The sequence below is a fragment of the Lentzea sp. CA-135723 genome, from assembly GCF_050936595.1.
Taxonomy (GTDB): Bacteria; Actinomycetota; Actinomycetes; order Mycobacteriales; family Pseudonocardiaceae; genus Lentzea.
In genome coordinates this window covers 6922649-6948180 of the sequence record NZ_JBNJMK010000001.1, presented here as the reverse complement: position 1 = coordinate 6948180, position 25532 = coordinate 6922649, and the positions used below count along the sequence as shown (strand labels likewise).

The following is a 25532-nucleotide window of genomic DNA, read 5'->3' as shown; positions in this document are numbered from 1 at the left end:
GGCGCGCCCGCGTCGGTGGTGACGCGCCCGCACTCCTGGCAGATCAGCTCGAGAAGGCAGGCCGGCTCAGCTTCAGGGACACGGCCGAGGTCCACAGCCAGCCGATCGTCGCGACCGCGTACAGCAGCACCGTCCCGCCGGGGTCGCCCAGGAACGCCATCGGCGTCACCAGCAGCACACCCGTCAGCCCGCTCAGCACCGCCAGCCATCCGCCGAGCCTACGCGCGAACACGAAGCACGCCCCGATCCAGCCGATCATCGCGACACCGAACGCGACCGCGTGCAAGGCGCCGTGCCACGACAACGACTCGGGTGGCCCGGCGGGCGCGCCGGCCGGGAAGCCCATGGCCGGATCGGCGACGAACACGCCGCCGAGGATCATCCCCGCCCCCATCAGGCCGATCAGCCGCGCGCCCCACTTCGAGAAGCGCGCCATGCCGGTGGCGGCGACCACGAACAACGCGCCGCTGACGACGAAGTTCGCGATCTGGATCCAGCCGAGCGAGCCGAGGCTCAGCATGCTGAACGGGTGCCGGGCCAGGTCGAAGCCCTCTCGGGTGAACGCCTGGGCGTACCCGACGACGAGGTAGAGCGGCCCGGCGACGACGCCACAGGCGATGCGGGACATGGGTTCCTCCAGAGGATTCGGGGTGACGGCGAGAACCACACCACCGACAACTTTTTTTGTCAAGACTAGGTTCACTGTCTTGACGAAGAGAATCGTCGGGAGCAGGATGGGACCATCCACGAACCGAGCAAGGGGAGAGCACCGATGGGCCACGAGTTCACGAGCACCGACGAGATGGAGGTGCCCGCGTCCGTCGAGGACGTGTGGACGGCCATTGCCACCGGCCCCGGCATCGACTCGTGGTTCATGGGCCGCAACGAGGTCGAGAACGGCCAGGTCAAGATGGCCTTCGGCGGCTACCAGCCAACCAGCGAGATCACCGCGGAGGACCGGCTCAAGCATTTCGCGTACAACTCCGGCAAGGCCCCTGACGGCCGGTTCGTCGCCTACGAGTTCCTCGTCGAGGGCCGTGAACACGCCAGCACCGTCCTGCGGATGGTCACGAGCGGCTTCCTGCCCGGCGACGACTGGGCCGACGAGTTCGAGGCCATGACGCTCGGGGGCGCGCTGTTCCGCCGCACGCTGCTGGAGTACCTCACGCACTTCCCCGGCCGCACGGCCCGTCCGCTCACGGTCTTCGGGCCGATGATCAGCGACTGGGACGAGGCCTGGAAGAAGCTCGACGCGGCGATCGCCGGGAAGCTGCCGGACGCCGTCGAGTTCCACCGCAACGCCCACACGGTCGCGTTGCGCACCGACAAGGCCATCTACCGGTTCATGCGCGGCTTCTTCGGGCCGGTCATCGCCGCGCACCACGTCTTCGAGGGCGACGAGTCCGAACAGGACTGGCAGGACTTCCTCGACAGCACCTTGGGAGAGCAGAAATGACGCGCTTCACGACTTCCGCCGACGGCACCGAGGTCGCCTACTCGATCACGGGCTCCGGTCCGGCGCTGATCCTCGTGGACGGCGCGATGTGCCACCGCATGTTCGGTCCGTCGACCGAGCTGGCCTCGGTGCTGGACAAGAACTTCACCGTCTACACCTACGACCGGCGCGGCCGCGGCGAGACCGGCGACGGCGCGACGCCGTGGTCGCTCGACCGCGAGATCGAGGACATCGAGGCGGTCATCAGGGAGGCGGGCGGCAGCGCGTTCGTCTTCGGCGTCTCCTCCGGCGCGGTGCTGTCGATGGAGGCGGCCTCACGCCTCCCCGGCATCTCCCGGCTCGCGCTCTACGAGGCGCCGTTCGTCGTGGACGGCACCTACAAGCCGCGGCCGGCGGACATCGTGCGGCAGATGAACGACATGCTCGCGCGCGGTGACCGCGGCGGCATGCTCTCGACGTTCATGAAGCTGGTCGGCGTGCCCGGCTTCGGTCTCGCGATCATGAAGCTGACGCCGATGTGGAAGAAGCTCAAGCTCGTCGCGCACACTCTGCCGTGGGACCTCACGATCCTCGGCGACGACGGCCGCGGCACCCCGTTGCCGGCGAACCGGTGGAACGTCAAGGTGCCGACGCTCGCGATGGACGGCGGCAAGAGCCCCGAGTACCTCCGCAACACCATGAAGAACGTCGCGGAGGTGCTGGGAGCGGAGCACAGGACGCTGCCCGGTCAGACGCACATGTACAAGTCGTCGGTCATGGCACCGGAGTTGGTGGAGTTCTTCGCACGGGCCCAGCGCACCGCCGGTCCCATCGCGTAACCCGCCACGACGAACAGCCCGCCGACCGCGAGCCACCCGAGTGCTCCCCAGCCGAGCACGACGGTGGTGAGCAGGGCGGGGCCGACCATGCGCGCGACGGCCGTCCCGGTCGCGAAGAAGCCCTGGTACTGGCCCTGCCGGTCGGCGGGCGCGAGGGAGAAGCTGATCTCCCACGCCCCGGAGGCGAGCATCATCTCGCCGAGCACCTGCAGCGCGGCGGCCGCGACCAGCAACGCCGCCGCGGGCCAGGCGCCGAAGCTGAACGCCGTCACCGCGAACACCGCGCAGGACGCGAGCATGACCAGCCCGGCGTGCCGCACGAGCTTCGAGGCACTCGTGAGACCGGTGGCCCGGCGGGCGATCCGCACCTGGAACAGCACGACGGCGGCGGTGTTGAGCACCAGCAACGCGGCCGCGAGCCACGTCGGCGCCTCGGTCCGCTGCACGATCCACAGCGGGATGATCAGGCTGAGCAACGGCATGTAGAGCAGCATCACCGCGTTGATCAGCGTGATCAGCGCGTACGGCCGGTCCTTCAGCACGTCGAACTTGCCCTTCGCCCTGGTCATGACGGTCTCGGGCAACGTGCCCAGCACGACCGCGGCGATCAGGAACGCGACGACGTCGAGCACGAACACGGCCGTGTAGGCGGCCTCGGTGCCGAGGTGCAGCGCGAACCCGCCCGCCGCCGCTCCGATCGCGATGCCCGCGTTGGCCGTGGACTGGATCCGCGCACGGGCTCGCGTGCGTTCCTCGGGAGTGGTGAGGCCGGCGAGGAGTGCCTGCCGCGACGCCTGCAACCCGCTCTGGAAGCTCGCGTACAGGCACATGACCACCACGAACGCGGCGAAGTTCCTCGTGAACAGCAGGATCGCGATGCTCACGGCCGTCGCGGCGGCCAGCACGACGGCCGTGGTCCGAGGACCCAGTCGATCGGCGAGATGCCCCAAGGCGACGCCGGCGACGGCGCCGACTCCCCACGCCAGCGTCAGCGCGAGGCCGACCCGCGCCGCGCTCAGGCCCACGACCTGGGTGAAGTAGAGAGCCGAGACGACGAGGAAACCGCCGTCCCCGATGGAGTTCGTCAGCTGCGCGTACGCGAGTCGCCTTGTCATGTCCTAGACGCTATGGCGACGATTGGCCCTAGTCGCGGGACAAATACCTGCTGCGTTTCTGGGCCAATTTGGTGCCGGCCCACGAGATCGCGAAGGCGAGCACGACGAACGTCACCGCGACGAACAGGCTGCCCAGCGCGACCGAGCCGTAGCCGTGCTGACGCGGGTCCAGGAACGGGTACGGGTACCAGTCCACGATCGGGCCTCTGACCAGCGAGTACACCAGGTAGGCGGCGGGGAACGCGAGCCACGTCCACCAGCGCTTCGTGCGTTCCGGCGCGAGCAGCCAGTCCACGACGACGAGGATCGGCGCGGCGACGTGCATGGCCCAGTTCGCGTAGGCGGGCGTCGCGACGTCGATGTCGCGCAGCAGCAGCGCGTAGATGATGCCCGTGACCGCCATGTACAGCGTCGCCGCGCCCCTGAGCTGCGCGGACACCGGGTTGAACACGCCCAGCAACGCCACGACCGCCGCGAAGAAGTTCGACAGGATCGTGAAGTAGCTGAGGTGGTTGGCCGGTTCGAGCCGATCTCCCAGCACGATGACCAGGTAGATCTCGGCCGACAGCACCAGCAGGAACACGGCCATCCGGAGCAGCTTGATCACGTGGTGAATTAGAACCCGGTTTCGTCAGGGGTGCATCCGCGCGCCCTTGAAGATCTTGTCGACCGCGTTCTTCTGGCCGTGCACGGCGATCCCGACCAGGTCGAGGTCCTGCGTGTGCACCTTGCGGACGGCCGCGCGGTTGTCCTCGTCGTTGCCGGTGGCGAACAGGTCGGCGGTGAAGATCGTCATGGCCTGGTCGCGGTTCAGCGCGCGTTCGTGGGCCTTCTTGAGCAGGTCCGCGTTGCCTTGGAGCACGACCACGGGCTGGCCGAACATCGGCAGGTACCGCACGTCGTCGGCGTCGGCGTACGGCTCGCCCCTGAGGGTCTCGGGCAGGCCGCTGACGAGGAAGGCGGTGACGTTCAGCGCCTGCCAACCGGCCAGGTCGTCCCGCAGCAGCACAGCGATCTTGGTGTCGAACATGGACTCCACGATCGTGGGCAGCCGGGTCTGCGGTCTTGTACGTTCCTGACATGAGCACGACCGCGTGGAAACCCGCGGTGGACGGCATCAAGGAGGCCTTCCACGCGTCGTTCACCACGCACGCCTACCCGACGCACACGCATGACGCGTGGACGTTGATGGTGCTCGACGACGGTGCCGTGAAGTACGAACTGGACCGTCACGAACACGGCGCGCTCGTCTCCGCCGTCACGCTGTTGCCGCCGCACGTGCCGCACGACGGCCGGTCCGCGTACCCGACGGGCTTCCGCAAGCGCGTGCTGTACCTGGACGACACGGTGCTGCCGGACGAGCTGATCGGCAAGGCCGTCGACACGCCGATGCTGCCCGATCCCCTGCTGCGCCACCGGGTGCACCAGCTGCACCTGGTCCTGGACGAGCCGCTGGAGGCGGCGTCGCGGCTCGCGTTGATCGCCGAACGCCTCCGGCACCACTTCGCCGGCACCGCGCCGGTCGTGCACGCGGACCCGACGCTCGCCAACCGGTTGCGGCAGCTGCTGGACGCCTCGCTGCCGCACGGGATCTCGCTGGCCGACGCCGCGCAGGAGTTGCAGACCAGCCCTACGCACCTCGTGCGGGCGTTCGGCAGCCGGTTCGGGCTGCCGCCGCACAAGTACCTGACCGCGCGCCGGGTCGATCTCGCCCGCGGTCTCCTGGTCGAGGGGCGGCCGGCGGCGGAGGTGGCGGTGCTGGCCGGGTTCCACGACCAGTCGCACCTGACGCGGCATTTTCGCCGGGTGCTGGGTACGAGCCCCGGCCGCTTCGTACGCTGACACCGTGCACGTCGGCATTCTCGGGCCCGTTGAGGCGCACTCCCCGGACGGCAAGCTCGCGGTGGGTGGTCCGCGGCCACGCACCCTGCTCGCGTTGCTCGCGCTCCGGGTGGGGGAAATCGTCCCGCTTGACCGTTTGGTGGACGAGCTCTACGGCTCCGAACCGCCGGCGGACGCGGCGAACGCCTTGCAGGGTCAGGTGTCCCGGTTGCGCCGGGCGCTCGGGGACGCGGCGCTGGTCGAGTTCCACCCGGCCGGGTACCGGTTGGCGGTGGAGGCCGATCGGGTCGACGCGCACCGGTTCTCAGTGCTGGCGAACGAAGGCCGCCAAGCGTTGGAGGCCGGGGACGCCCGGGGCGCGGAATCCCTTTTGTCCGAGGCACTTCGGCTCTGGCGCGGACCGGCGCTCGCCGACGTCCCGCTCGCCGATCACGCGACTCGCCTGGAGGAGCAACGGTCTTCGGCGCTCGGTTCGCTGACCGCGGCGCGCGTCCGGCTCGGCACGGCCGATGTCGCGGAGATCCAGGACCTCGTGCGGCAGCACCCGCTGGACGAACGGCTGCGCGGCTTCCTGATGCAGGCGCTGCACCAGCAGGGCCGCCAAGCCGAGGCGTTGCAGGCGTTCGAGGACGCGCGGTCCGTGCTGGCCGACGAACTGGGCGCCGACCCGTCACCCGAGCTGCGGGCCGTGCACCTCCAGGTCCTGCGCGGCGCGAGTCATCGCGAACTGCCGGCCCAGCTGACGAACTTCGTGGGCCGTCAGGAAGAACTCAGGCGGATCAAGGCGCTGACGTCCCGGCTGATCACCCTCACCGGTCCCGGCGGCGCGGGCAAGACCAGGCTGGCGTTGCAGGCCGCCGGTCCTGGGGCGATCTTCGTGGATCTCGCGCCCGCCAAGGACGTCGCCGCCGCCACGCTGCAGGCGTTGGGACTCAAGGAGACCGTGCTCGAACCCGAGGAAAGGCTGACGCTGGCCTTGCGCGAGCGCCCGGCGTTGCTGATCCTCGACAACTGCGAGCACCTGATCGTCCAGGCCGCCCGGCTGGCCGGGCACCTGCTCAGCACGTGCCCGGCGGTGCGGATCATCGCCACGAGCCGGGAGGCGCTCGGCATCACCGGCGAGACGCTGTGCCCGGTGCCGCCGCTCGACCCGGCGCAGAGCGTCGACCTGTTCGCCGACCGCGCGCGACTGGTGAACCCGGCGTTCGTGCGCGACGAGCACACCGCCGAGATCTGCCGCTCGCTGGACGGCCTGCCGCTCGCGATCGAACTGGCCGCGGCCCGCACCCGGACGCTGACCACCTCGGAGATCGCCTCGCGGCTGAGCGACCGCTTCCGCTTGCTCACCAAGGGAAACCGCGCCGCCGCGCCCCGCCACCAGACGTTGCGCGCAGTCGTGGAGTGGTCGTGGGACCTGCTGTCCGACGAGGAACGCGACCTGGCCGCGTGCCTCGCGACGTTCAGCGGCGGCGCGACCCTCGACGCCGTCGAGTCGGTGTGCGGGCACGACATCGAGGTGCTCGACGCCCTGGTGGACAAGTCGCTGGTCGAGGCCGCCGACGGCCGTTACCGCATGCTGGAGACGATCCGCGAGTTCTGCGCGCAGCACAAACGCGTCGACGCCGCACACGCCGCCTACTTCGCCGACCTCGCCCTCCGCGCCGATCCCGAACTGCGCCAGGGCGACCAGGTCCGCTGGTTCACCCGCCTGACCGCCGAACACGCGAACCTGGTGCAGGCACTGGACTGGGCCACGGACGCCGACCCCGCGCTGGGCCTCAAGCTCGTCAACGGCCTGGCCTGGTACTGGTACGTCAAGGGCAGCCGCGCGGAGGTGCAGGGCCTGGCGCTCCGACTGCTGGCACGCGTCCCCGAGGAGTCCACAGAGGACTACGCGGTCCTGCTGGCACTGGCCGCCCCGGAACGCGTGCAGGACAGGCTGGTGGGACTGCGCGGCCCGATCAGGCAACCGTTCGTGCTCATTGCGTGGGCCATGCTCTCCGGCCCGCCCGGCCCGGACACACCGCGCACGGCGTTGCAGGACGAGATCGAGAGCAGCGACGACCCGTGGATCCGCGGCCTGATCGGCTTCAGCAACGCCTACACGGCCTGGACCACCACCGGCGACAGCCCGCAGGCGATCCGGCAGGCCCGTCGAGCGCTCGCGTTGTTCCAGCAGCTCGGCGAACGCTGGGGCGCGGCGCAGGTGCTGGACGTCCTCGCCACCGTCACCGACGACCCGGCGGAGGCGCTGGCCCTGACAGACCAGGCGATCGCGGCCATGTCCGAACTCGGCGCCAAGGAGGAACTGGCCGAACTGCGAGGCCGCCGCGCCGACCGGTTGCTCGACGTGGACGAGGCCGCAGCCGAGCGGGACTACCTGCTGGCGCTGGAGATGGCGACGGAGGCCGGCCTGACCGCGACTCGGGCGCTGGCGCACACCGGCCTCGCGGAGATCGCGACGCGCCGGGGGGATCGCGGGCAGGCGGAGCGGCTGCTGCGGCAGGCGCGGCAGGAGTTGGGGGTCGGGTGGATGCACGCTTCGGCGCAGCAACGGGTGGAGGCGGCGCTCAGCGACCTGACCGGCTGAGGGCCGGGGCTCGGGCCGGGGGTGGGGCTTGGGCTGGGCTGGGCTGGCCTGGGCCGAGGCCGGGGCTGGGCCGAGGCCTGGGCTGGGGCCGGGGCTGGGCTGGGGCTGGGCTGGGGCCAGGGCTGGGGCCTGGGCTGGGGCCGGGGCTGGGCCGAGGCCTGGGCTGGGGCCGGGGCTGGGCCGAGGCCTGGGCTGGGGCCGGGGCTGGGCCGAGGCCTGGGCTGGGGCCGGGGCTGGGGCCAGGGCTGGGCTGGGCCGAGGCCAGGGCTGGGGTTGTGCCGAGCCCGCGGGACCACTCGTGCCAAGCCGAACGGACCGCTCGGGCCAGTGACGCCGGACCACTCACGCCAAGCCCGGCGGACCACTCGCGCCAGAGCCACTGGACCGCTCACGTCAGAGCCACCGGACCACTCACGCCAAGCCCGCCAGACCACTCGCACCGGAGCCATCGGGCCCCTCACCCCGAGCCGGTCGGACCGCTCAAGCCAAAGGCCGCCGGACCGCTCACACCGGAGCCCGCCAGACCGCTCGCGCCAGAGCCATCGGGCCGCTCAAGCCAAAGCCCGCCGAACAGCTCTCACCCGAGCCCGCCGGCGCGCCCCGACCCGCCAGCCTTCCTAGACCCCGCCGATGATCTTCAGCATCTGCTGGATCTGGCCCTGCCGCGACGTCACCACGCGCTCGGCGTATGCCGTCGTCTCCGGGTTCTGGCCGTCCTTCTTCTCGGCCAGCGCCATCTCCACGCCCGCACCCTGGTGCCCGGTCATCAGGTTGAGGAAGACCTGGTCGAACTCGGTCCCGCTCTTCTCCTTGGTCTCGTTGATGACCTTGTCGTCGAGCAGCGGCTGGCCTCCGTGCGCGGCGTGCAGGTTCGCGCCGTCGCCTTCCGGCTTGTCCCAGAGCTTCAGCCACGACTTGAGCATCGTGAGCTCCTCGCGCTGCGTCACGTCGATCGCGCTCGCGAGGTCCTTCGCCTCCTTGCTCTCCGCCTTCGCCATGCCCACCTGTGACAGGCTGATGCCGAGCTGCAGGTGGTCGACCATCATCTGCACGAACGTCACGTCCGCGTCGTTGAACCTCGCACTGGCACCCGGAACGGGTGGTGCGGCGGAGGACGCGCCGTGGCCGTGAGCCGCTGGGCTCTCCGGCACGACCGCCTCTCCGCCGCACCCCGCCAGCGCCAGGACCGCGGCCGCGATCACCAGGCGCTTCATCGGATCAGATCTTCTCCCAGAGCGCCGCCACGTTCGGCGGTTCCCAGCCGGTCAGCGAGGTGTGCGCCTGGCGGCAGCGGTAGGTCGAGCCGCCGTAGGTGACGGTCGCGCCTGCCGCGTACGACGTGTTCGGCGCCCACGTGCCGCCGGCCGGCGGCTGCTGAGTGGTCGTCGTGGTGGTGGTCGTCGTCGTCGGAGGACGGGTGGTCGTGGTGGTGGGCGGCGGGGTCGTGCCGCCACCGCCGCTGATGTTCAGGTCGATGCACGAGTAGAACGCGTTGACGGTGTCGCCGATGTTCCAGATCGCGTAGAGCTTCTGGCGACCGGAGAACCCGCCGAGGTTGATCTGGTGCGTGGTCGGGTTGTTCGGCTGCTGGTTGTTGCCGGCGAAGTAGCCGACGCGCGTGTTGCCGATGAAGTACTCGTAGTCGCGCGTGGCGTGCCGGGCGGTGAAGGTCCAGGTCAGCGACAGGGTCTGACCGGTGTTGGTGACCTTCCAGGGCAGCGAGTCGTTGTCGAGGGGAGCGAAGCTGCCGTTCGCGCCGCTGCAGTTCTTCAGGCCCTTGGGGCCCTCGGCACTCTGCGGCTCGTACTTCGCCTGGCCACAAAGGCTTTCGGCGATGTCTCCCCTGGCGCACTGCGCCGAGCGGCTCGCGGGCGACGACACGTAGCCGTGCGCGCTCGCCGAACCGACGGGCATGATGAGGACGATTGCCGGGACAGCGGCCAGGACGAGCGCCGCTTTGCGCATGATCTTCATTCGTCCGAACTCCTTGGATCGTTCCCAAACGGGTGGACCCGTAGGCAGGGGGCGGGAACCGGGAGCACTCTGGAGGTTGCTCACCGATCCAGTTTCGGTTTGTGGTCTAGACCATAAACCGGGGTTCAGAAAGTGGTCAAGATGTCACGGGACGTGACCCGAAAATCGGTGCGCCTCAACAAGTCCACGTCACCCAGTGGTCTTGTCTGCGCCATTCGGGTCATCACGGAGACCCGATCGGAGCACTGAAACCGTTCAGCCGCTGGGTATCCGCGAAGCATGCGCGATTTCGACGAGCCCAGCAGGGCGGCGGGACCCGGTGTCGTGGCCGACGGACCCGCAGGCGCCGCAACGGTGCTCGTGATCGATCCAGCCGGAGAAGCGCTCCACGACGAGATCCCCGCGACCTGGCGACCGCTGTCGGAGACCGTGCGGATCGTCTGGCTGCGCGTGCCGGCAGCACCGGGCTGGAAGTCCACAGTGGACGCCGTGCTGACCAGGCACCGCGACGACACCAGGACCGTGCTGGACGTCGTCACGAGCGGCCCGATCGCCGCGGACGTGCTGGACCTCGTGGCGGATCACCCCGACCTCGTCCGCTCGGTCCTCGTGGTCGATCCCGAGGTGCCGGTGGAAGCCACGTTCGCGCAGGTCATCCCCCACAACGACAGCGCCGTCTCACCCCTGCCGCTCGGCCATCCCGACGTCGTCAGCGGAGTCGTCGCGGCACTCGATCGGCGACCAACCAGTTAGGTTCGGAAAGTTTCGCTGAACCGGACACATCGGCCACCCGTATCCCTCGGCAGGGAACCGAGACGGGAGGCTTCATGCGAGCGCGTCTGCTCATCATCGTGCTAGGGCTGCTTGCGCTGGTCGGTTGTTCGTCACCAGGTGGCGGCGGCTCCGGCGAACCGGCTGCGAACGAGGCTGACGCGATGTTCTCGTTGCAGATGATCCCCCACCACCGCCAGACCATCGAGATCGCCAAGGTCGCCAAGGAGAAGTCCAAGGACGAGTTCGTGGTGAACGTGGCGGACAAGATCGCGACCGCGGAGGCGGGCGAGATCGAGCAGATGGCCACCTACCTGCGCAGCTGGAACATCCAGGTGCCCGGTGACGACGCCGCGGCCACGCACAAGATGGCGGGCATGATGACCGCCAAGGACGTCGAGGCGCTCAAGGCGGCCACCGGCAAGCAGTACGACGACCTGTTCCTCGCCACGCTCTCCCGCCACCTCCGCAGTGGCGTCGACATGGCGAAGTCCGCCCAGTCGAAGGGCGAGCACATCGGCTCGAAGGCGTTGGCCGGCAAGATCATCGTGTCCCAGAGCGAGGTCCTGGACCAGATCGCCGCCAAGCAGAAGTCCTGACGCCGCACCGAGTTCACACGTCCACCGCCCTCGTGGCAGTGGACGTGCCGGCGTGTCCGGGCCCGCTCGAAAACCACTCGGCGTCCCCGGCGTTCCCCCAATAGCCTCGCGCGCATGTACCCACAGGTGGAGCCCTACGCGCAGGGCATGCTCGACGTAGGCGACGGCCAGCTCGTCCACTGGGAGGCGAGCGGCAACCCCGACGGCAAACCCGCCTGCGTCTTCCACGGCGGACCGGGCTCCGGTTCCAGCCCGCACTCCCGCGAGTACTTCGATCCCGACCACTGGAACCTGGTCCTCTGGGACCAACGGGGGTGCGGGAAGAGCACGCCCCCGATAGCGGACCCGTCGACCAGCATGGAGCACAACACCACCCAGCACCTCATCGACGACGCCGAGAAGCTCCGCGAACACCTCGGCTTCGACAAGTGGCTGCTGGAAGGCGGTTCCTGGGGCTCGACCCTGATCCTCGCCTACGCCATCCAGCACCCGGAGCGCGTCTCCGAGATCGTCATCCCGGCCGTGACCACCAGCCGTCCGGAAGAGCACGCGTGGATCACCAGGGGCCTCGGCCTCTTCTTCCCCGACTACTTCGACGCCTTCCGCGACGGCGTCCCCGACCAAGACCGCGACGGCAACCTCGCCGCCGCCTACAACAGGCTCCTCAACTCCCCCGACGCCGCCGTCCGCGAGAAGGCCGCCTGGGACTGGAGCAAGTGGGACCTCTCCACCATCACCGGCGGCGACAACTCGTTCGAGGGCACCCGGTACGCCGACCCGGTCATGCGCTACCAGCTCTCGCGGGCCGTGAGCCACTACTGGGGCAACGAGGCGTTCCTCGAGCCGAACCACATCTTCGACAACCTCGACAGGCTCAAGGGCATCCCCGGCGTCCTCATCCACGGCCGCAACGACTTCGGCGGGCCGCTGTACACGGCCTGGGAGGTCGCGAAGAGGTGGCCCGACGCCGAGCTCGTCATCCTGAACGACGCCGGCCACCTCGTGATGGAGGGCAACAGCATGGACAAGGCCATCGCCGCCGCCATCCACAGGTTCCGCTAGGGAGCCACGGGACCTGACCGGTAGAGGTCCTCCCCCGCCCAGCGGATCCGGTCGTCGAACCCGAACCCGGGCGCGGCGACGAAGTTCGCGGCGTCGTCGATCGAACCCGACCCGGTGTACCTGGCCCGCAACGGGTACGGGTACACCGGCCGGGTGCGCACGACGGTGCCGTTCTGGTCACGCCCCTCCGCGATGATCTTCGAGGGTGCCTGGCCGCCCTCGACCCACGACACCAGCGCGCGGAATGGGTCGAAGCCCGTCAGCGTGTCACCGCCGTCGCAGTGCCACATCGACGGCACCACGAAAAGCCTGGCGTAGGACGGGTTCCTGCCACCGGTGAGCCGCTGCCAGTAGTCGAGCGTGCCCTCGAACGGGATGCCCTGGTCGCCCGCGCCGTGCCAGAGGATCAGCTTGCCTCCGGCCCGTGCGAACGCCCGCAGGTCGAGCGACAGCGAGTTCGCCTTCACCGTCTCCGGCACCAGCCGGCGGAACGCGCGGGTGGTGAACTCGAACTCCTCCAGCGACGAACCCGGCTTGCCGATCGGGTGGACGAGGTGTTTGAGGCCGTTGTCCGCGAGCTCCGCGGCGATGCCACGGCCGAACCCCTCGGACGGGTTGAGCCAGAACGTCCAGGAGATCTCCGACCCGTACGGTTGACCGCCGGGGTAGAGCCGCACGCCGTGGTCGGACGGACCCGCGTACAACCGGCGCACGCGCGCGATCTCGTCGTCGGTGAGCTGCCCCGCCAAAGTTCCGGGATCGAACCTGCAGAGGCGCGGGTCCTCGATCTGGCCGTCCACCAACCCGTCGTTGCCGTCGCACGCCGTCATGACCGCGTTGTGCAGCAAGAAGATCTTGTCGTTCGGGATGGTGTTGCGCGCGATCCACGCCTGGTAGCCGATGAGCGCGGTGTAGTAGGCACCCGGTGCGGCGGCGACGATCCCGTCGAAGTCGCGCGGGTAGCGCTGGGCCAGCAGCAGACCCTCGCGGCCGCCGTTGGAACAGCCGCTGAAGTACGACTTCACCGGCGGCCTGCCGTAGAACGCCGCGATGATGTGCTTGGACACCTTCGACAACGCGTGCGGTGCGCGGAAGAAGTAGTCGTCGCGGGCCTTCTGGTTCGAGGCGGCCCAGGTCGTGTCGAACGGGTTCTCCGGCGGCGCCTGGTGCCCGTCGTCGGTCGCGGCGACCGCGGCGTCCCCGAACGCCGGTCCGCAGCCGGACGGGAACGCGGGATCGCCGATGGCGCCGCAGAACCCGCCGCAGCCGTACTGGAGATAACGGCCCTGGTAACCGCGCAACGGCAGCTTCAGCTGGAAGCCGATGGCGGGTTCGATCGTGCCGCGGACGTCGCAGAACTCCTGGTCACCGGACACGACCGTCGCGGACGTGACGCGGGTGCGGGCATCGGGAACGTCGAACGTGCGCACCAGATCGGCGCACGTTCGAACGGTTCTGAGGCCCGATGACCCGACGGCCGGCGCGGCCCCGGCACCCACCGTCCCCAGCACGACGAGAAACACGAGCAGCTTGCGGAACATGGCGTCCTCCCCCTGTGTCGGACGTACCGGGGGAGTCTTCCAGCTAGCTGACGTGCACGCGTGGCCTTCTGGACGGATCCTCCTCAGCCGAGCGGATGATTTCGCGTACCACCGGAGGCGTATCGCCACGGCCCAGGATCAGGTAGCGGAACAGGTGGCCGAGCGGGTTGCCCTCGGACCACTCGAAGTGCGCGTGCGGGATCACGCCGGTCGAGTCGCGCAACGCCAGCAGGATCGCCGCGATGGCGTTCGGCGCGGCGGGTGCGGAGGCGCGCAGCACGCGGTGCCCGGCCACCTCGACGCCGGACACGCACAGCACGTTCGAGAACGCCGACGGGTCGACGATGTCGATCTCCAGGAAGATCACGTCCGCCGTGCCGGGCACCGGGTTCATGCCGCGCTGCTCGGTCTCCTTCTCGACGTACTCGGCCTCGTCACCGGTCTGGCGGCGGTTCGCGATCAACGTGATGCGGCCGTCGTTCTCGATCGTCTCGGTGATGAACCGGCGTGCCTCGTCATCGAACTTGATCTTGTCGACGCGCAGCTCCGTCGTGCGCGAGATCCGCGACACCAGCGAGATGACGACGATGCCGATGATGAAGCCGATGGAGATCGTGATGCCGTCCGGCTTCTCGATGACGTTCTCCACCAACGCGTACAGCAGCACCAGCGTCAGCACGGTGAACCCGATGCCCGCGCCGCGCTGCTTCTTGCGCCACGCGGACACCGTCACCGCGAACGATCCGGAGACCATCATCGCGAGGATGCCCGTCGCGTAGGCGCCGGCCTGGGCGTTCACGTCGGCGTTGAAGATGATCGTGATGATGATGCAGATGACCGTGTAGACGATCACCACCGGACGGACCGCGCGGCCCCACTCCGGCGCCATGCCGTACGACGGCAGGTAGCGCGGGACGATGTTGATGAGCCCGGCCATCGCCGACGCGCCGGCGAACCACAGGATCAGGATGCTGCTGATGTCGTAGACCGTGCCGAACGCCTCGCCGAGCAGCTCGTGGGCGAGGTAGGCGAGCGCACGGCCGTTCGCTGGGCCGCCCGGCGCGAACTTCTCCTGCGGCACCAGCACGGTGGTGATGAACGACGTGGCGACCAGGTAGACAGACATGATCAGCGCGGCCGTCGTGAGCAGCTTGCGGGTGTTGCGGACGCGGCTCTCCAGCCGTTCCTCCGGCGTCTTCCCGTCCGCGGCGACCAGCGGCATCATGCTCACGCCGGTCTCGAAGCCGGACAGGCCGAGCACCAGCAGCGGGAACGCGAGGATCGCGGGCCCGACGACGCCGAAGAAGCCGTCGCCGTGCGAGCCGAGAGCGGAGATCCACCGGTCCAGGGCGTCCGGCGTCGCGAAGACGTCCACGAGCCCCACCACGGCCACGACGGCGTTCAACGCGAGGAACACCGCCACCAACGGGATCGCGACGCCCACGGCCTCGCTGAAGCCCATCAGGAACACGCCGCCGAGGATCAGCAGCAGGACGATCGTCACCCACAGCTCGGCGCCGTGCAGCGCCTCCGGCACGTACGGGTTCTCCAGCGCGTGCACCGACGCGTCGGCCGCGGACAGGGTGATCGTGATGATCCACGACGTCGCCACGAACCCGAGCAGCACCAGCACGAAGATCTTGCCGCGCCAGAACGGCAGCAGGTCCTCCAGCATCGCCACGGACCCCTGGCCGTTCGGGCTCTCCCGCGCCACCCGCCGGTACATCGGCAGCATGCCGAGCAACGTCAGCGCGACGATCAGCAACGTCGCGAGCGGCGACAGCGCACCGGCGGCCAGCGCGGCGATGCCGGGGAGGTACGACAGCGTGGAGAAGTAGTCGACGCCGGTGAGCGTCATGACCTTCCACCACGCGTGCGGCTTGGCGTGCGACTCGTGGCTCTCCGGGCCGGACGGCGCCACCCGGTCCGCCAGCAGCCACCTGCCCACCGGTCCGCCGGGCGGGGCCGGTCGTTCCGGGCTCGGCACCTCGGCGGGAATGGCGAACTCCGTGCTCATGGCGCAGAGCATGGCACGGTCAGTCGATCATGGACGGAAGTCCGCTGGGAAACCCGCTTCCTGCACGGACAAACCGGACGGACGCAGCATTCCGATGCTGCCCTGCGTGTGCAGGTCGAGGAACATGTCCACTACGTCCGGATCGAACTGTTCGCCGCGTCCGGCCCAAAGTTCCCGGCGCGCCCGGTTCTCATCCAATGCGGTCTGATGTGGACGGTTGGACCGCATGGCCGCCCAGGCGACGCACACGGACAGGATCCTTGCCTCCGCACGGATGTCCGCGCCGCGCAACCCGTCCGGGTACCCGGCGCCGTCGTAGCGCTCGTGCTGCTGCCTGATCACGTGCGCCACGCCCGCGAACCCCGGCACCATGCGCGCGAGCCGGTAGCCGAAGTCGGGGTGCTGGCGCAGCAGCCGCCATTCCTCTTCGGACAGTGCGCCCGGCTTGGTCAGCACGACCTCGGGGATGATCACCTTGCCGATGTCGTGCAGGCGCCCTGCGAGCTGGGTGACGCGGATCGTGGGCGCGTCCAGGCCGAACTCCCCCGCCGCCACACCGGCCCAGCGCGACACCGAGCGGCTGTGGTCGTAGCGGTGCAGCCAGCCGTCCACCCTGTCGGCGACCTGGCAGAGGAACTCCGCCATCGCGCCGTCGGTGTCCGGGTCCACGGCGGGCAACGGCTCGGGGCCGACCGCGATCCGGTTGCGCCCCGCCGCTTTCGCCGCGTACAGCGCGCGGTCCGCGATCACCACGATGTCGTCCGGGCCGTCGCCGTGCGTCGGGAAGCTCGCCGAGCCGACCGAGACCGTGACGAACAGCGGGATGTCGTCGTTGCCCGCGTTGACCGGGATCGGCTTCTCCGCGACGCGTTCGCGCAGCCGGTTCGCGATCACGGACAGCCTGCCGGGACCGGCGTCCGGCACGAGCAGCGCGAACTCCTCGCCGCCGTACCTCGCCAGCACCTCGCCCGCCCGGGAGGCGGCGCGCAGCCGGGCCGCGACCTCCATCAGCACGTCGTCGCCCGCGGGATGGCCGTAGTTGTCGTTGATGGACTTGAAGCGGTCGACGTCGATGATGAACACCGCGACCGAGCCGTCGTTGCGCCGCGCCCTGGAGATCTCCAGCGGCAGCTGCGCCTCGAAGAACCGGCGGGTGTGCAGGCCGGTGAGGCTGTCGGTGATCGCGAGCTTGCGCTGGTCGGCGACGAGACCCGCGAGCCGCGCGATGATCAGCAGCGACAGCACCGCGCTGCCCACCGCGATGACCAGGACGTCCTGCGACGACTGGCCGACGTCGTGCACCAGCATCAGCACGGGTGCGGCGAGCACGGCGGAGCAGAGCGCGATGATCCGGCCGCGGCTCAGGCCGACGTCCTTGACGTGCGCGCGGTCGACGAGCCGCGCCATCGTCGGGTGCAGCGCCGCCGCGCCGATGCACAGGTTCGCCGACAGCCAGATGGCGTCGAGGAAGTTGCCCGCGTGGTAGCTGCCGTCGAGGCGTTGCAGCACGTAGATGGTGTCCGCCGTGAGAATGCCCAGCAGGTTGCACGTGAGCAGCACGAACGCGCGCGGCCGCGGGCCGGCGCCGAAGATGAGCCGCAGCGCGACGACGAACAGCGCCAGGTCCATCATCGGGTAGCCCAGCGAGGCGATCTTGACCAGCACCGGCGAGGTGAGACGGGCCTGCGGGCCGATCACGTAGAGCCAGGACGCCATGCCCGCGACGACCGCGAGGACGGCGGCGTCGAGCAGGCTCGGCAGGTCGAGTCCCGGGGTGCGGCGGCGGATCAGCAGGATCACGCCCGCGACCATCAACGGGTAATGCCCCAGGTAGAAGATGTCCGCGTAGGACGGGTAAACCGTGTACTCGAAGATGTAGTGAGACGCGTAGAACGTCAGGTCGGCGATCGCGTAAACGACCTGGCTCAGTGCGAGGAACACCCACGGCCTGCGCCATTGGGGCCGGTTGCGCTTGACCCCAGCGAATGTCGCGATCGCGGCCGAAGCGCTGATCGTGCAGTAGAGCACCACCCGTACCGTCTGCCCCGTTGTCCCCGCAGGGCTGACCGGAATCAGGTAGTAGACGCCGAGCAGCAGGTGACCCGCCACCAGGTACATCCACCACGCTCCGGTGCGGCCTGCACGGAAGATGGTCACACGAGACCCCTCGTTCTACGACATGGTCGAGCCACGTGATGATGCCCGACTTGGGATGATCGCGGCACCGCCGTTACTCCAATGAGGTGATCCACCAATACGGACGCTACCGCAAATCCCTGTTCTGTTTTCACCAGTACGACGGCGTTGATCTCGCACTTCGCCGATCCATCCGCCGACCGGTCCCCCGAACGATTTTCGCACGACTTTTCGCAGCTCGGCGAGGATTCGAGCACGTTTGTCCCTCTGTTATTCCCCGACCTCCCGGTCGGTGAGGAGGTTGCACGACCTCCGTCGTTGACCGTTGCTGGTGTGCGAGTCGCTTGACGGAGGTCCACGACGATCAACGGACTATCGTGAGTCCGTGGACGGCGTTCGGTTCGGAGTGCTCGGGCCGCTGCTCGTCACGCACGAGGGGCGCGTCGTCCGCGTTCCCGCAGGCCAGCCCCAGCAGGTGCTGGTGTTGCTGCTGCTGCACGCCGGGCAGTCCGTGAGCGTCGAGCACCTCATGTCGGTGCTGTGGGAGGGCGATCCGCCGGCCAGCGCGCGCAAGGCCGTGCAGGTGCACGTCTCGCAGCTGCGCAGGGCGTTGAAAGATCTGCCCGGTGTGTCACTGGAGTGGACCCGGCAGGGGTACCGGCTGGCCGTTCCCGACCGCTCGCTCGACCTCCAGCTGTTCCGGGACGCGGCGGATCCCGACGAGGCGCTGGCGCTGTGGCGCGGCCCGGCGCTCGCCGAGCTGACGACCAACACCCAGCTCGCGAACCGGTTGGAGGAGGAACGGCTCGGCGCCGTCGAGCGCCGGGCCGACAGGGCGATCTCGGAGGGCCGCCACCAGGAGGTCGTCGGCGAGCTGACCGGTCTGGTCGCCGAGCACCCGACCCGCGAACGGCTGCGCGGCGCGTTGATGGTGGCGCTGCACCGCGGCGGCCGGCAGGCGGACGCGTTGCGGACGTACGACGAGGGCCGCAGGCTGCTGGCCGACGAGCTCGGCATCGACCCCGGTCAGGAGCTGCGCGACCTGCACACGGCGATCCTGCGGGGCGACCTCCCTGCGGTGCCGCGCGAGCTGCCGGCGCGCCCGGAGCCGTTCGTCGGCCGGGTGGCGGAGATCGAGCTGATCACGGGGTCCGCGGACACCGTGATCGCCGTGCACGGGCCCGGCGGGCAGGGCAAGAGCGCTCTCGCGACGGCCGCCGCGCACGCGCTGGCCGGGCGTTTCCCGGACGGGCAGCTGTACGTCGACCTGCACGGCGCCACGCCCGGCCGGTCGCCGTTGCAGCCGGCCGAGGTGATCAGGCGGTTCCTGCGGGCGCTCGGCACGCCGCCGCTGGCCGTGCCCGCCGACCCGGCGGAGGCCGCCGCGCTCTACCGGTCGGTGCTGGCGCGGCGCAGGGTGCTGGTGCTGCTCGACAACGCGGTGGACGCGGCGCAGGTCGTGCCGTTGCTGCCGGGCGAGCCGGGGTCGGCGGTGCTGGTCACGAGCAGGCGGATGCTGGCGACGCTGAGCGCCAGGCACGTGCGGCTCGACCCGTTGCCGGAGGCGGACGCGCTGCGGTTGCTGGGCGACGACGGCGAGGCGGCCCGGCAGGTCGCGCTGGCCTGCGACCACCTGCCGCTGGCGCTGACGATCGCGGCCGCGCGGTTGCGGTCGCGGCCGGACTGGACGACGGCGACGCTGGCGAAGCGGCTGGCGGACCAGCGGCACCGGCTGGACGAGCTGGACTTCGACGACCTGGGCGTGCGGTCGAGCTTCCAGATGAGCTTCGAGGGGCTGTCCCCCGCGTCGACGAGGGCGTTCACCCTGCTGTGTTCGCTCACCGTGCCGACCGTGAGCGAGCCGGTGGCGAGGGCGTTGCTGGGGCAGGACGACGTGGACCGCGCGCTGGACCCGTTGGTGGACGCGAAGCTCGTGGAGCCGTGCGGGCCGGAGCGGTACCGGGTGCACGACCTGCTGCGGCTGTTCGGTGCCGAGCAGGCCGGTGGCGACGTGCCGGACGCCCTCGTCCGGGCGCTGACGCACTACCGTTCGACGTTGGCCGCGGCGTTGAAGAAGCTGCGGCCGCACTCATACGGCGCTTTGACGCATTCGGTGGTGCAAGGGGATGTCGACGAGCCGTTGCAGTGGCTGACCGACGAGGCCGAGAACCTGCTGGCCGCCGCCCGGTCGTCGGTGGGCGCGAAGGCGTTGGCGGAGCACGGGCTGGCGATCGCGCACATGCTCTACCCGCACCTGTTCAAGCAGGACAGGGTCGCGGATCTCGTGGAGCTGGGCCGGATCGCGGACCAGGCGGCGCGCACGGTGGGCAGTTCGGCGGCGCTGCAGACGGCGTTGCTCGTGCAGGCCGCCGCGAACCGGCGGATCGGGCGGTTCGCGGACGCCCTCGCACAGCTGGAGGAGGTGCTGGAGGCTCGTGCCGGCGATCCGTTCGGGCAGGGGCGCGCGCTGGCCGGGATCGGGGCGATCCACCGCGAGCTCGGCGACCTCGACGTGGCCGCGAAGACCCTGGCTCACGCGGTCGAGCTGATGTCCGCACACGGACCTGCCGGCGCGCAACGGGTTCCGCTGTCCGCGCTGGCCCAGGTGCACCAGGTCGCGGGCCGTTACGAGGAGGCGCTCGCCGCGGCCGACAAGAGCCTGGAGCACGCCCGCGAGCATCGGGACGCGGCCGGGATGGCGTACGCGTTGGCATCGCGGGGGCAGGCGCTGTTCAAGCTCGGCCGGCTGGTCGAGGCGGAGGCCGCGCTGACCGAGTGCATCGCCCTGTGCCGGGAGACGGGCGAGCACAACGACGAGTGGCAGGCGTTGCTGTGCCGGGCGGAAGTGCTGCTGGCACTGGGGAACCGTGAACAGGCCACAAAGGACGCTCAGCGGTGCCTGGAGATCACCGGCGCCCGCGGTGACCGGTACGGCGAGGGCGTGGCCTGGCTGGTGCTCGCGAGGATCTCGGAAACGCCCGCGGACCGGGCGGCCGAACTGCTCGGCACACCCGGTCTGCGGAGGGACAACCTGCTGGACAGCGTTCTCGGCTGATCAGCCGCAGTGCTCGAACGCGCTGGTGTAGCTGGAGGAACCGGCGTTGCCGCCCCACTTGACGCACTTGCCGGGCGCCTTCTTCTTCACGGGGCCTGCGTAGTAGCCGTAGTCACCGCGGTCGGTCGTGCGGGCCTCGCCCTGGACCTCGAGGAACGAGCCGACGTCGGACGCCGAGCCGATCTTGGTGGTCTTGATCGTCACGACGCAGTTGTAGCCGTTGGCGGCGTTGTAGAGCAGGGAGACGCGGCCACCGGTCACGTTGGCGCCGTCGATCACCTTGTAGCCGTCACCACATGCCTCTTCGGGGGTGTACGGGTTGGTCTCGCCACCGCCGCCGCACTTGTTGTTCGACTTGTAGTCCTTGGTGCCGTAGTACAGGACCGTCGAGCCGCCGAGCTTGATCTTCTGCGGCGTGCCGTTCAGCAGCTGCTCGAAGTGCAGGTGGGCACCCGTCGAGCCGCCGGTGTTGCCGACGTTGCCGATGGTCTGGCCCTGCGAGACGGCCTGGCCGACGGAGACGCGCTGCGCGGAGAGGTGGGCGTAGCGGGTGGTCCAGCCGCTGCCGTGGTCGATCTCGATCCAGCGGCCGTAGCTGGTGCTGCCCTCGTTGCGGACCTTGCTGACCGTGCCGGACGCGGAGGCGACGACGGCGTCACCCTCGTCGGCGCTGCGGTTCAGGTCGAGTGCGAGCTGCGGGCTGTGGTTGGTGCGGGTCTGGCCCGACCACGTCTGTCCACAAGGGAACGGAAGCTCGAAGTTGGTGGCGGCGCTCGCCTGCGGGCCACCGAGCACCAGCACCCCCATGCCGATCGCGAGACCCGCGATCCCGGAGACGATCCTCTTGACGTTCATGGTTTTCCCCTCAGTCATCCGAAGATCCGGCGGACCTTCGTGTACGGCGTGCCGTGGCTGGTCAGATCGCTGATCCGGATGCTCTTGCCGTCACGTGGCGGCGAGGCTTCAAGGATCTTGTTGTCACCCAAATAAAGGGCTACGTGTGTGGTGGAGTCGGCGTCGTTGTCGGAGCGGCCCCAGAAGACGAGGTCGCCCGGCTTGCGGTCGGCGATGGCCACCGCACGGCCCTTGACGTTCTGCGCGCCCGTCCAGGCACCGATGTCGAGGCCCGCGCCCTTCCAGAAGGCGTAGAGCGTGAGACCCGAGCAGTCGAAGCCGAGGCGGTTGTAGTCGTCGCCCTGCGAGGGGTCGTTGTCCGGGTAGTGGTGCACGCCGTAGGACGCGCCACCCTTGCCGCCGGCACCCCAGGAGTACAGGTAACCCTTGCCGAGCTGGGACTTCGCGGTGTCGATCACGCGCTGGACCTTCTCCGCGTTCGTGCCGGTCGCCGGCCCCGCCGGGCCGTTGCTGCGACCGTGGACGGCGTTGCCCGGCGGCGTCTCCCCCGGCTCGATGCCGTCGGTGTCGCAGCGCGGCAGACCCTGCACGAACCCGTCGGTGCCGGTGGTGACGTAGTTGTCGGGCACCCACAGGTCGTCGGTGGTGAGGTCCCAGATCGTGCCGCTCTCGGCCTGCGCCTGGCACCTGACCGGAACCTGTTGTCCCGCCTTGTACCTGTCGACGACCGATCCGGGCGCCGTGGCGGCGTCACCCTTGTTCTTGCGGCCGTTGAGGTCGACCTTGGCCGGGAACGACTTCGAGGTGGCGCACTTCGGCAGCACCATCGTGTCCGAGGTGTTGCTGGTGTAGCCGTCCGGGATCCAGAGGCCCTCGGTGGTGAGGTCCCAGATCTTCCTGCCGCCGTACTCGGGCCCGGTGGCCTGGCAGACGACGCCGACCTTCTGCCCCTTGAGGTACATGTCGGCGACGCGCTGGGCGCCGACCGGCACTGCGGGGTCCTTGACGGTGCGGCCGTCGAGGGCGGTCGTGGCGGTGAACGTGCGGACCTCGGCCTGCGCGGTGCCGGCGCTGGTGAGCGGCGTCAGCACGGCCAGGGCGGCGACCGCCGTGAGCAGCGTCTTCCTCACGTCAGCACCGGATGCTGGTGCGGGCGGTGGGGTGGTTGCTGCCCCACTTGACGTTGCCGACGGCGTGGGTGCACTGGCTGAGCGTCGAGGTGCCGGACGACCAGTTGTCGGCCTTGTTGCTGATGCACTTCAGGCCTTCGAGCGTGTAGGGCGCCGACGAGCCGGTGGCCACCGAGACGCAGACCTCCCAGTTGTCGTGCGTCGAGCGGAAGCCCTCCCACACGTAGGTGTAGGCGTAGTTCTTGCCGCAACCCGCGAACTGCTTGACCGAACCGATCTTGGTGCCGCCGCTCATGACGTAGGCGGTGGTGCCGATGGGCGGCAGCGACCCGCAGCCGGGCACGGTCTCGGCGTTGGCGGGCGAGGTGACTCCGAGCATCGCGCCGCCGACGATCGCGGCCGCCCCTGCAACGCTGGCGATCCTGCTGAACATGCTTCTCCTCAATGGCTTCCGCGCTGGGGGCGCTGGTCAGTCGGTGACGTAGCCGGTCATGGGGAGAACTCTGCGGACCGGCGCTCACAGCGACCTGACAGCAGGTGTCAGCGGGGTGTCAGAAGCGCAGGACAAGCGCGCTTTCGAGCCCGTTCCCCGCAGGTGTTGCGGGACGTCAGCGAGCGGTGCGCGATCGGTCAGCGGTCGTCGTCACGCTGACGTCATGACGTGGTTGCGCAAGCCCTGGGTGGGCCCGTTGGCGTTCGTGGTGCTGGCGTTCGTGGCGTTCTCGCTGCCGCCGTACCTGACCGGTGATCGCTTGCAGTCGCGCGTGCAGTCGGACTGGGGACCGCACTACCCCCTGCTCGTGATGCACGTGGTCTGCGCGTCGGTCGCCATCCTCACGTGCGTGGTGCAGATCTGGCCGTGGTTCCGTTCGAGGTTCCCCGCGTGGCACCGCCGCGTCGGCCGGGTCTACGTGTTCGCGGGCGTGCTGCCGGCCGGCCTGTCCGGGCTGGTCATCGGCTGGATGACGCCGTTCGGGCCGGTGGCGATGGTGAGCAACGTGATGCTGGCCGTGCTGTGGCTGGTCTTCACCGGGCTGGCGTGGCGGGCCGCGAGGCAGCGCCAGTTCCGCGACCACCGCAAGTGGATGATCCGCAGCTTCGTGCTGACCGTCTCGATCATCACGAACCGGATCTGGGGCGTGGTGGCGTTCCTGGCGTTCGCGGACCAGGTGCCGGAGGAGCAGCTGCCGAACACGATCGCGGGCATCTCGACGTGGACGGGCTGGGTGGTGCCGTTGCTGCTGTCGCAGTGGTGGCTGGAGCGCAAGCCTCGGAGGCGTCAGCCGGTGGCGCCGGAGCGCGAGGCCGTCAGCGTGTGAGCCACTCCTGGTGGAGCTTCAGCAGCACGGCCACCGCGTCGTCGGGGAGCAGGTAGCTCGCGGAGAACTCGCCGTCGAGCACGACCTCCCCGACCTCGACGTCGTCCACTTCGAGGGTGCACGTGTCCCAGCGGCACCGCAGGTAGAACTCCTCGCCGCCGGGCAGCTCGCCCAGCACCTCGACCGGCGCGGCAGGACACCCCGTGTCCACCTGCCAGCCCTGCGCGCGCAGCTCGGGCAGCAGCCGTTTCCACCCGGCCCGGCTGCGCTGCGACCACTCTTCGGGATGGGGGCTGAGGTCCTTCAACCGGAACCTGGGGCCGCTCAGCGCCTCGGCGATCGCGTGGCCGACCGTTGTGGCGTGCACGTGGACCAACGTCGGTTCGCCGCTCACCGAGAGCCGTTGCCCGCCGTCCTGCCCGGTGAAGTACACCTCGCCGTCGTGGCTCACGCCCTCGGTGAGCTCGATGCCGAGCCGCTCGGCCACGACGGCCGCCGTGGCGCACACGTCCATGTCCGCGTTGATCGACACGGACTGATAGGTCCAGTCGATGACGAAGTCGTCCCCCATGCACCCCAACCCAGGTGGGCTGACAAGGCGTTTAGGGTCTGCGGGTGAGCCACCGCTGGTGGAGGTCCCGCAGGACGCGAAGGGCCTCGTCCGGCTCGATGAACCCGGCGTCCGGGTAGTCGATCTCTTCCTCGTGCAGGGCCCCGCTCACCTCGTCGACGTAGAAGACGACGCGGTCGCCCCGGCACTTCAGCTCGAACTCGTCACCGGTGGGCAGGTGTCCCTGGAGCACGGCGGGAGGACCGTCGATGATCAGGTGCGCCTGCCAGCCCTCGCCGGTCAGCCGGGACAGGACCCGGTCCCAGGCGGCATCCCGGCGCTGGTCCGCGGCGGTACTGCGCGGAGCGATGAAGTTCAGGTGGAACGGCGGACCGGAAAGCGCTTCGACGATCGCATGCCCGACCGTGGTGTGCCGCACGTAGATCGAGGCCCGTTCCGGGTCGACCTCCCCGAGCAGCGTCCCCGGGAGGATCTGCCGGCTGCCGAACACGGACAGCTCCACACCGGACGCGTCCAGCCCCGAGTAGTGCTCCCGGCCCTCCGTCTTAGTGAGCGCGATGCCGAGCCGTTCCTGCACGAGCCGCGCGGTCGTCGCGACGTCCGCGTCCACGTGGAGCGACACGGTCTGCGTGGACCAGTCATCGGTGTGGTCGTCGTCCCCCATGCACCCCAACCTAGGTG

At 69.8% G+C, this 25532-nt stretch carries 23 protein-coding genes; 9 read left to right on the top strand and 14 right to left on the bottom strand.

The window, feature by feature from the left end:
• Positions 1 to 43: 43 nt before the first annotated feature.
• Entirely contained in the window at positions 44 to 628 is a 585-nt protein-coding gene (locus tag ACQEU1_RS32540) for a DUF998 domain-containing protein (protein ID WP_433209972.1), read from the bottom strand.
• A gap of 144 nt (positions 629 to 772) precedes the next feature.
• Between ACQEU1_RS32540 and ACQEU1_RS32535 the strand changes: the two genes are divergently transcribed.
• Both ACQEU1_RS32535 and ACQEU1_RS32530 read left to right on the top strand, forming a co-directional pair.
• Positions 773 to 1456 (top strand): SRPBCC domain-containing protein, encoded by a 684-nt coding sequence (locus ACQEU1_RS32535; RefSeq protein ID WP_433209970.1) that lies wholly within the window; start codon positions 773 to 775, stop codon positions 1454 to 1456.
• Positions 1453 to 2274 carry an alpha/beta fold hydrolase gene (locus ACQEU1_RS32530; RefSeq protein ID WP_433209968.1) on the top strand — a complete coding sequence of 274 codons (822 nt, stop codon included), beginning with the start codon at positions 1453 to 1455 and terminating at the stop codon, positions 2272 to 2274. Before ACQEU1_RS32535 ends, ACQEU1_RS32530 begins: the two co-directional genes overlap by 4 nt.
• On the opposite strand, the gene ACQEU1_RS32525 is transcribed toward ACQEU1_RS32530, so the two are convergent.
• From ACQEU1_RS32525 to ACQEU1_RS32515, 3 genes are read right to left on the bottom strand one after another with little or no spacing between them, the layout of a single operon-like run.
• Entirely contained in the window at positions 2184 to 3389 is a 1206-nt protein-coding gene (locus ACQEU1_RS32525) for an MFS transporter (RefSeq protein WP_433209966.1), read from the bottom strand. The two genes, ACQEU1_RS32530 and ACQEU1_RS32525, sit on opposite strands and share 91 nt — an antisense overlap.
• Before the next feature lie 28 nt (positions 3390 to 3417).
• Positions 3418 to 3996: a Pr6Pr family membrane protein gene (locus ACQEU1_RS32520; protein WP_433209964.1), complete on the bottom strand. Its 579-nt coding sequence runs from the start codon at positions 3994 to 3996 to the stop codon at positions 3418 to 3420.
• Positions 3997 to 4020: 24 nt separating this feature from the next.
• Positions 4021 to 4419: a DUF2000 family protein gene (locus ACQEU1_RS32515; RefSeq protein WP_433209962.1), complete on the bottom strand. Its 399-nt coding sequence runs from the start codon at positions 4417 to 4419 to the stop codon at positions 4021 to 4023.
• Positions 4420 to 4469: 50 nt separating this feature from the next.
• On the opposite strand from ACQEU1_RS32515, the gene ACQEU1_RS32510 reads away from it, so the two are divergent.
• Complete coding sequence (locus tag ACQEU1_RS32510) at positions 4470 to 5231, top strand: AraC family transcriptional regulator (RefSeq protein ID WP_433209960.1); 762 nt, start codon at positions 4470 to 4472, stop codon at positions 5229 to 5231.
• A gap of 4 nt (positions 5232 to 5235) precedes the next feature.
• On the top strand, positions 5236 to 7821 hold the full coding sequence (locus ACQEU1_RS32505) for a BTAD domain-containing putative transcriptional regulator (protein ID WP_433209958.1): 2586 nt from the start codon (positions 5236 to 5238) through the stop codon (positions 7819 to 7821).
• 617 nt (positions 7822 to 8438) lie between these two features.
• Here the strand turns inward: ACQEU1_RS32505 and ACQEU1_RS32500 are convergent.
• Together ACQEU1_RS32500 and ACQEU1_RS32495 are read right to left on the bottom strand one after the other, a co-directional pair.
• A complete protein-coding gene (locus ACQEU1_RS32500) occupies positions 8439 to 9035 on the bottom strand; it encodes a DUF305 domain-containing protein (protein ID WP_433209956.1) in 597 nt (198 codons plus the stop codon).
• 4 nt (positions 9036 to 9039) lie between these two features.
• Positions 9040 to 9795 (bottom strand): lytic polysaccharide monooxygenase, encoded by a 756-nt coding sequence (locus ACQEU1_RS32495; RefSeq protein WP_433209954.1) that lies wholly within the window; start codon positions 9793 to 9795, stop codon positions 9040 to 9042.
• 279 nt (positions 9796 to 10074) lie between these two features.
• Between ACQEU1_RS32495 and ACQEU1_RS32490 the strand changes: the two genes are divergently transcribed.
• From ACQEU1_RS32490 to pip, 3 genes are all read left to right on the top strand, one after another.
• A complete protein-coding gene (locus ACQEU1_RS32490; protein WP_433209952.1) occupies positions 10075 to 10548 on the top strand; it encodes a hypothetical protein in 474 nt (157 codons plus the stop codon).
• A gap of 74 nt (positions 10549 to 10622) precedes the next feature.
• Positions 10623 to 11165 carry a DUF305 domain-containing protein gene (locus ACQEU1_RS32485; protein ID WP_433209950.1) on the top strand — a complete coding sequence of 181 codons (543 nt, stop codon included), beginning with the start codon at positions 10623 to 10625 and terminating at the stop codon, positions 11163 to 11165.
• 114 nt (positions 11166 to 11279) lie between these two features.
• A complete protein-coding gene (gene pip, locus ACQEU1_RS32480; protein ID WP_433209948.1) occupies positions 11280 to 12227 on the top strand; it encodes a prolyl aminopeptidase in 948 nt (315 codons plus the stop codon).
• Here the strand turns inward: pip and ACQEU1_RS32475 are convergent.
• From ACQEU1_RS32475 to ACQEU1_RS32465, 3 genes are read right to left on the bottom strand one after another with little or no spacing between them, the layout of a single operon-like run.
• Complete coding sequence (locus tag ACQEU1_RS32475) at positions 12224 to 13768, bottom strand: tannase/feruloyl esterase family alpha/beta hydrolase (RefSeq protein ID WP_433209946.1); 1545 nt, start codon at positions 13766 to 13768, stop codon at positions 12224 to 12226. The genes pip and ACQEU1_RS32475 overlap by 4 nt on opposite strands.
• A gap of 43 nt (positions 13769 to 13811) precedes the next feature.
• Positions 13812 to 15785, bottom strand: a complete 1974-nt coding sequence (locus ACQEU1_RS32470) for an amino acid transporter (RefSeq protein ID WP_433209944.1) — start codon at positions 15783 to 15785, stop codon at positions 13812 to 13814.
• A gap of 27 nt (positions 15786 to 15812) precedes the next feature.
• A complete protein-coding gene (locus tag ACQEU1_RS32465) occupies positions 15813 to 17942 on the bottom strand; it encodes a bifunctional diguanylate cyclase/phosphohydrolase (RefSeq protein WP_433209942.1) in 2130 nt (709 codons plus the stop codon).
• Positions 17943 to 18306: 364 nt separating this feature from the next.
• Between ACQEU1_RS32465 and ACQEU1_RS32460 the strand changes: the two genes are divergently transcribed.
• Positions 18307 to 20976 (top strand): BTAD domain-containing putative transcriptional regulator, encoded by a 2670-nt coding sequence (locus ACQEU1_RS32460; RefSeq protein ID WP_433209940.1) that lies wholly within the window; start codon positions 18307 to 18309, stop codon positions 20974 to 20976.
• Here the strand turns inward: ACQEU1_RS32460 and ACQEU1_RS32455 are convergent, their stop codons facing one another.
• Genes ACQEU1_RS32455 through ACQEU1_RS32445 form a run of 3 tightly spaced genes read right to left on the bottom strand, consistent with a single transcriptional unit; the run spans position 20977 to position 23394 of the window.
• Entirely contained in the window at positions 20977 to 21831 is an 855-nt protein-coding gene (locus ACQEU1_RS32455; protein WP_433209938.1) for a M23 family metallopeptidase, read from the bottom strand.
• Positions 21832 to 21845: 14 nt separating this feature from the next.
• Positions 21846 to 22961: a C40 family peptidase gene (locus ACQEU1_RS32450; protein WP_433209936.1), complete on the bottom strand. Its 1116-nt coding sequence runs from the start codon at positions 22959 to 22961 to the stop codon at positions 21846 to 21848.
• A gap of 1 nt (position 22962) precedes the next feature.
• Positions 22963 to 23394 (bottom strand): hypothetical protein, encoded by a 432-nt coding sequence (locus tag ACQEU1_RS32445; protein WP_433209934.1) that lies wholly within the window; start codon positions 23392 to 23394, stop codon positions 22963 to 22965.
• A gap of 223 nt (positions 23395 to 23617) precedes the next feature.
• On the opposite strand from ACQEU1_RS32445, the gene ACQEU1_RS32440 reads away from it, so the two are divergent.
• On the top strand, positions 23618 to 24280 hold the full coding sequence (locus ACQEU1_RS32440; RefSeq protein ID WP_433209932.1) for a DUF2306 domain-containing protein: 663 nt from the start codon (positions 23618 to 23620) through the stop codon (positions 24278 to 24280).
• On the opposite strand, the gene ACQEU1_RS32435 is transcribed toward ACQEU1_RS32440, so the two are convergent.
• Positions 24270 to 24851, bottom strand: coding sequence for a hypothetical protein (locus ACQEU1_RS32435; RefSeq protein WP_433209930.1), 582 nt, complete (start codon positions 24849 to 24851; stop codon positions 24270 to 24272). The two genes, ACQEU1_RS32440 and ACQEU1_RS32435, sit on opposite strands and share 11 nt — an antisense overlap.
• 31 nt (positions 24852 to 24882) lie before the next feature.
• Positions 24883 to 25515: a hypothetical protein gene (locus ACQEU1_RS32430; protein ID WP_433209928.1), complete on the bottom strand. Its 633-nt coding sequence runs from the start codon at positions 25513 to 25515 to the stop codon at positions 24883 to 24885.
• Positions 25516 to 25532: the final 17 nt, after the last annotated feature.

Bases quoted from the DNA above. Each gene is read 5' to 3' on its own strand.
- ACQEU1_RS32540 (WP_433209972.1), bottom strand. From the start codon at position 628: ATGTCCCGCATCGCCTGTGGCGTCGTCGCCGGGCCGCTCTACCTCGTC.
- ACQEU1_RS32535 (WP_433209970.1), top strand. From the start codon at position 773: ATGGGCCACGAGTTCACGAGCACCGACGAGATGGAGGTGCCCGCGTCC.
- ACQEU1_RS32530 (WP_433209968.1), top strand. From the start codon at position 1,453: ATGACGCGCTTCACGACTTCCGCCGACGGCACCGAGGTCGCCTACTCG.
- ACQEU1_RS32525 (WP_433209966.1), bottom strand. From the start codon at position 3,389: ATGACAAGGCGACTCGCGTACGCGCAGCTGACGAACTCCATCGGGGAC.
- ACQEU1_RS32515 (WP_433209962.1), bottom strand. From the start codon at position 4,419: ATGTTCGACACCAAGATCGCTGTGCTGCTGCGGGACGACCTGGCCGGT.
- ACQEU1_RS32510 (WP_433209960.1), top strand. From the start codon at position 4,470: ATGAGCACGACCGCGTGGAAACCCGCGGTGGACGGCATCAAGGAGGCC.
- ACQEU1_RS32500 (WP_433209956.1), bottom strand. From the start codon at position 9,035: ATGAAGCGCCTGGTGATCGCGGCCGCGGTCCTGGCGCTGGCGGGGTGC.
- ACQEU1_RS32495 (WP_433209954.1), bottom strand. From the start codon at position 9,795: ATGAAGATCATGCGCAAAGCGGCGCTCGTCCTGGCCGCTGTCCCGGCA.
- ACQEU1_RS32490 (WP_433209952.1), top strand. From the start codon at position 10,075: ATGCGCGATTTCGACGAGCCCAGCAGGGCGGCGGGACCCGGTGTCGTG.
- ACQEU1_RS32485 (WP_433209950.1), top strand. From the start codon at position 10,623: ATGCGAGCGCGTCTGCTCATCATCGTGCTAGGGCTGCTTGCGCTGGTC.
- pip (WP_433209948.1), top strand. From the start codon at position 11,280: ATGTACCCACAGGTGGAGCCCTACGCGCAGGGCATGCTCGACGTAGGC.
- ACQEU1_RS32475 (WP_433209946.1), bottom strand. From the start codon at position 13,768: ATGTTCCGCAAGCTGCTCGTGTTTCTCGTCGTGCTGGGGACGGTGGGT.
- ACQEU1_RS32470 (WP_433209944.1), bottom strand. From the start codon at position 15,785: ATGAGCACGGAGTTCGCCATTCCCGCCGAGGTGCCGAGCCCGGAACGA.
- ACQEU1_RS32455 (WP_433209938.1), bottom strand. From the start codon at position 21,831: ATGAACGTCAAGAGGATCGTCTCCGGGATCGCGGGTCTCGCGATCGGC.
- ACQEU1_RS32445 (WP_433209934.1), bottom strand. From the start codon at position 23,394: ATGTTCAGCAGGATCGCCAGCGTTGCAGGGGCGGCCGCGATCGTCGGC.
- ACQEU1_RS32440 (WP_433209932.1), top strand. From the start codon at position 23,618: ATGACGTGGTTGCGCAAGCCCTGGGTGGGCCCGTTGGCGTTCGTGGTG.
- ACQEU1_RS32435 (WP_433209930.1), bottom strand. From the start codon at position 24,851: ATGGGGGACGACTTCGTCATCGACTGGACCTATCAGTCCGTGTCGATC.
- ACQEU1_RS32430 (WP_433209928.1), bottom strand. From the start codon at position 25,515: ATGGGGGACGACGACCACACCGATGACTGGTCCACGCAGACCGTGTCG.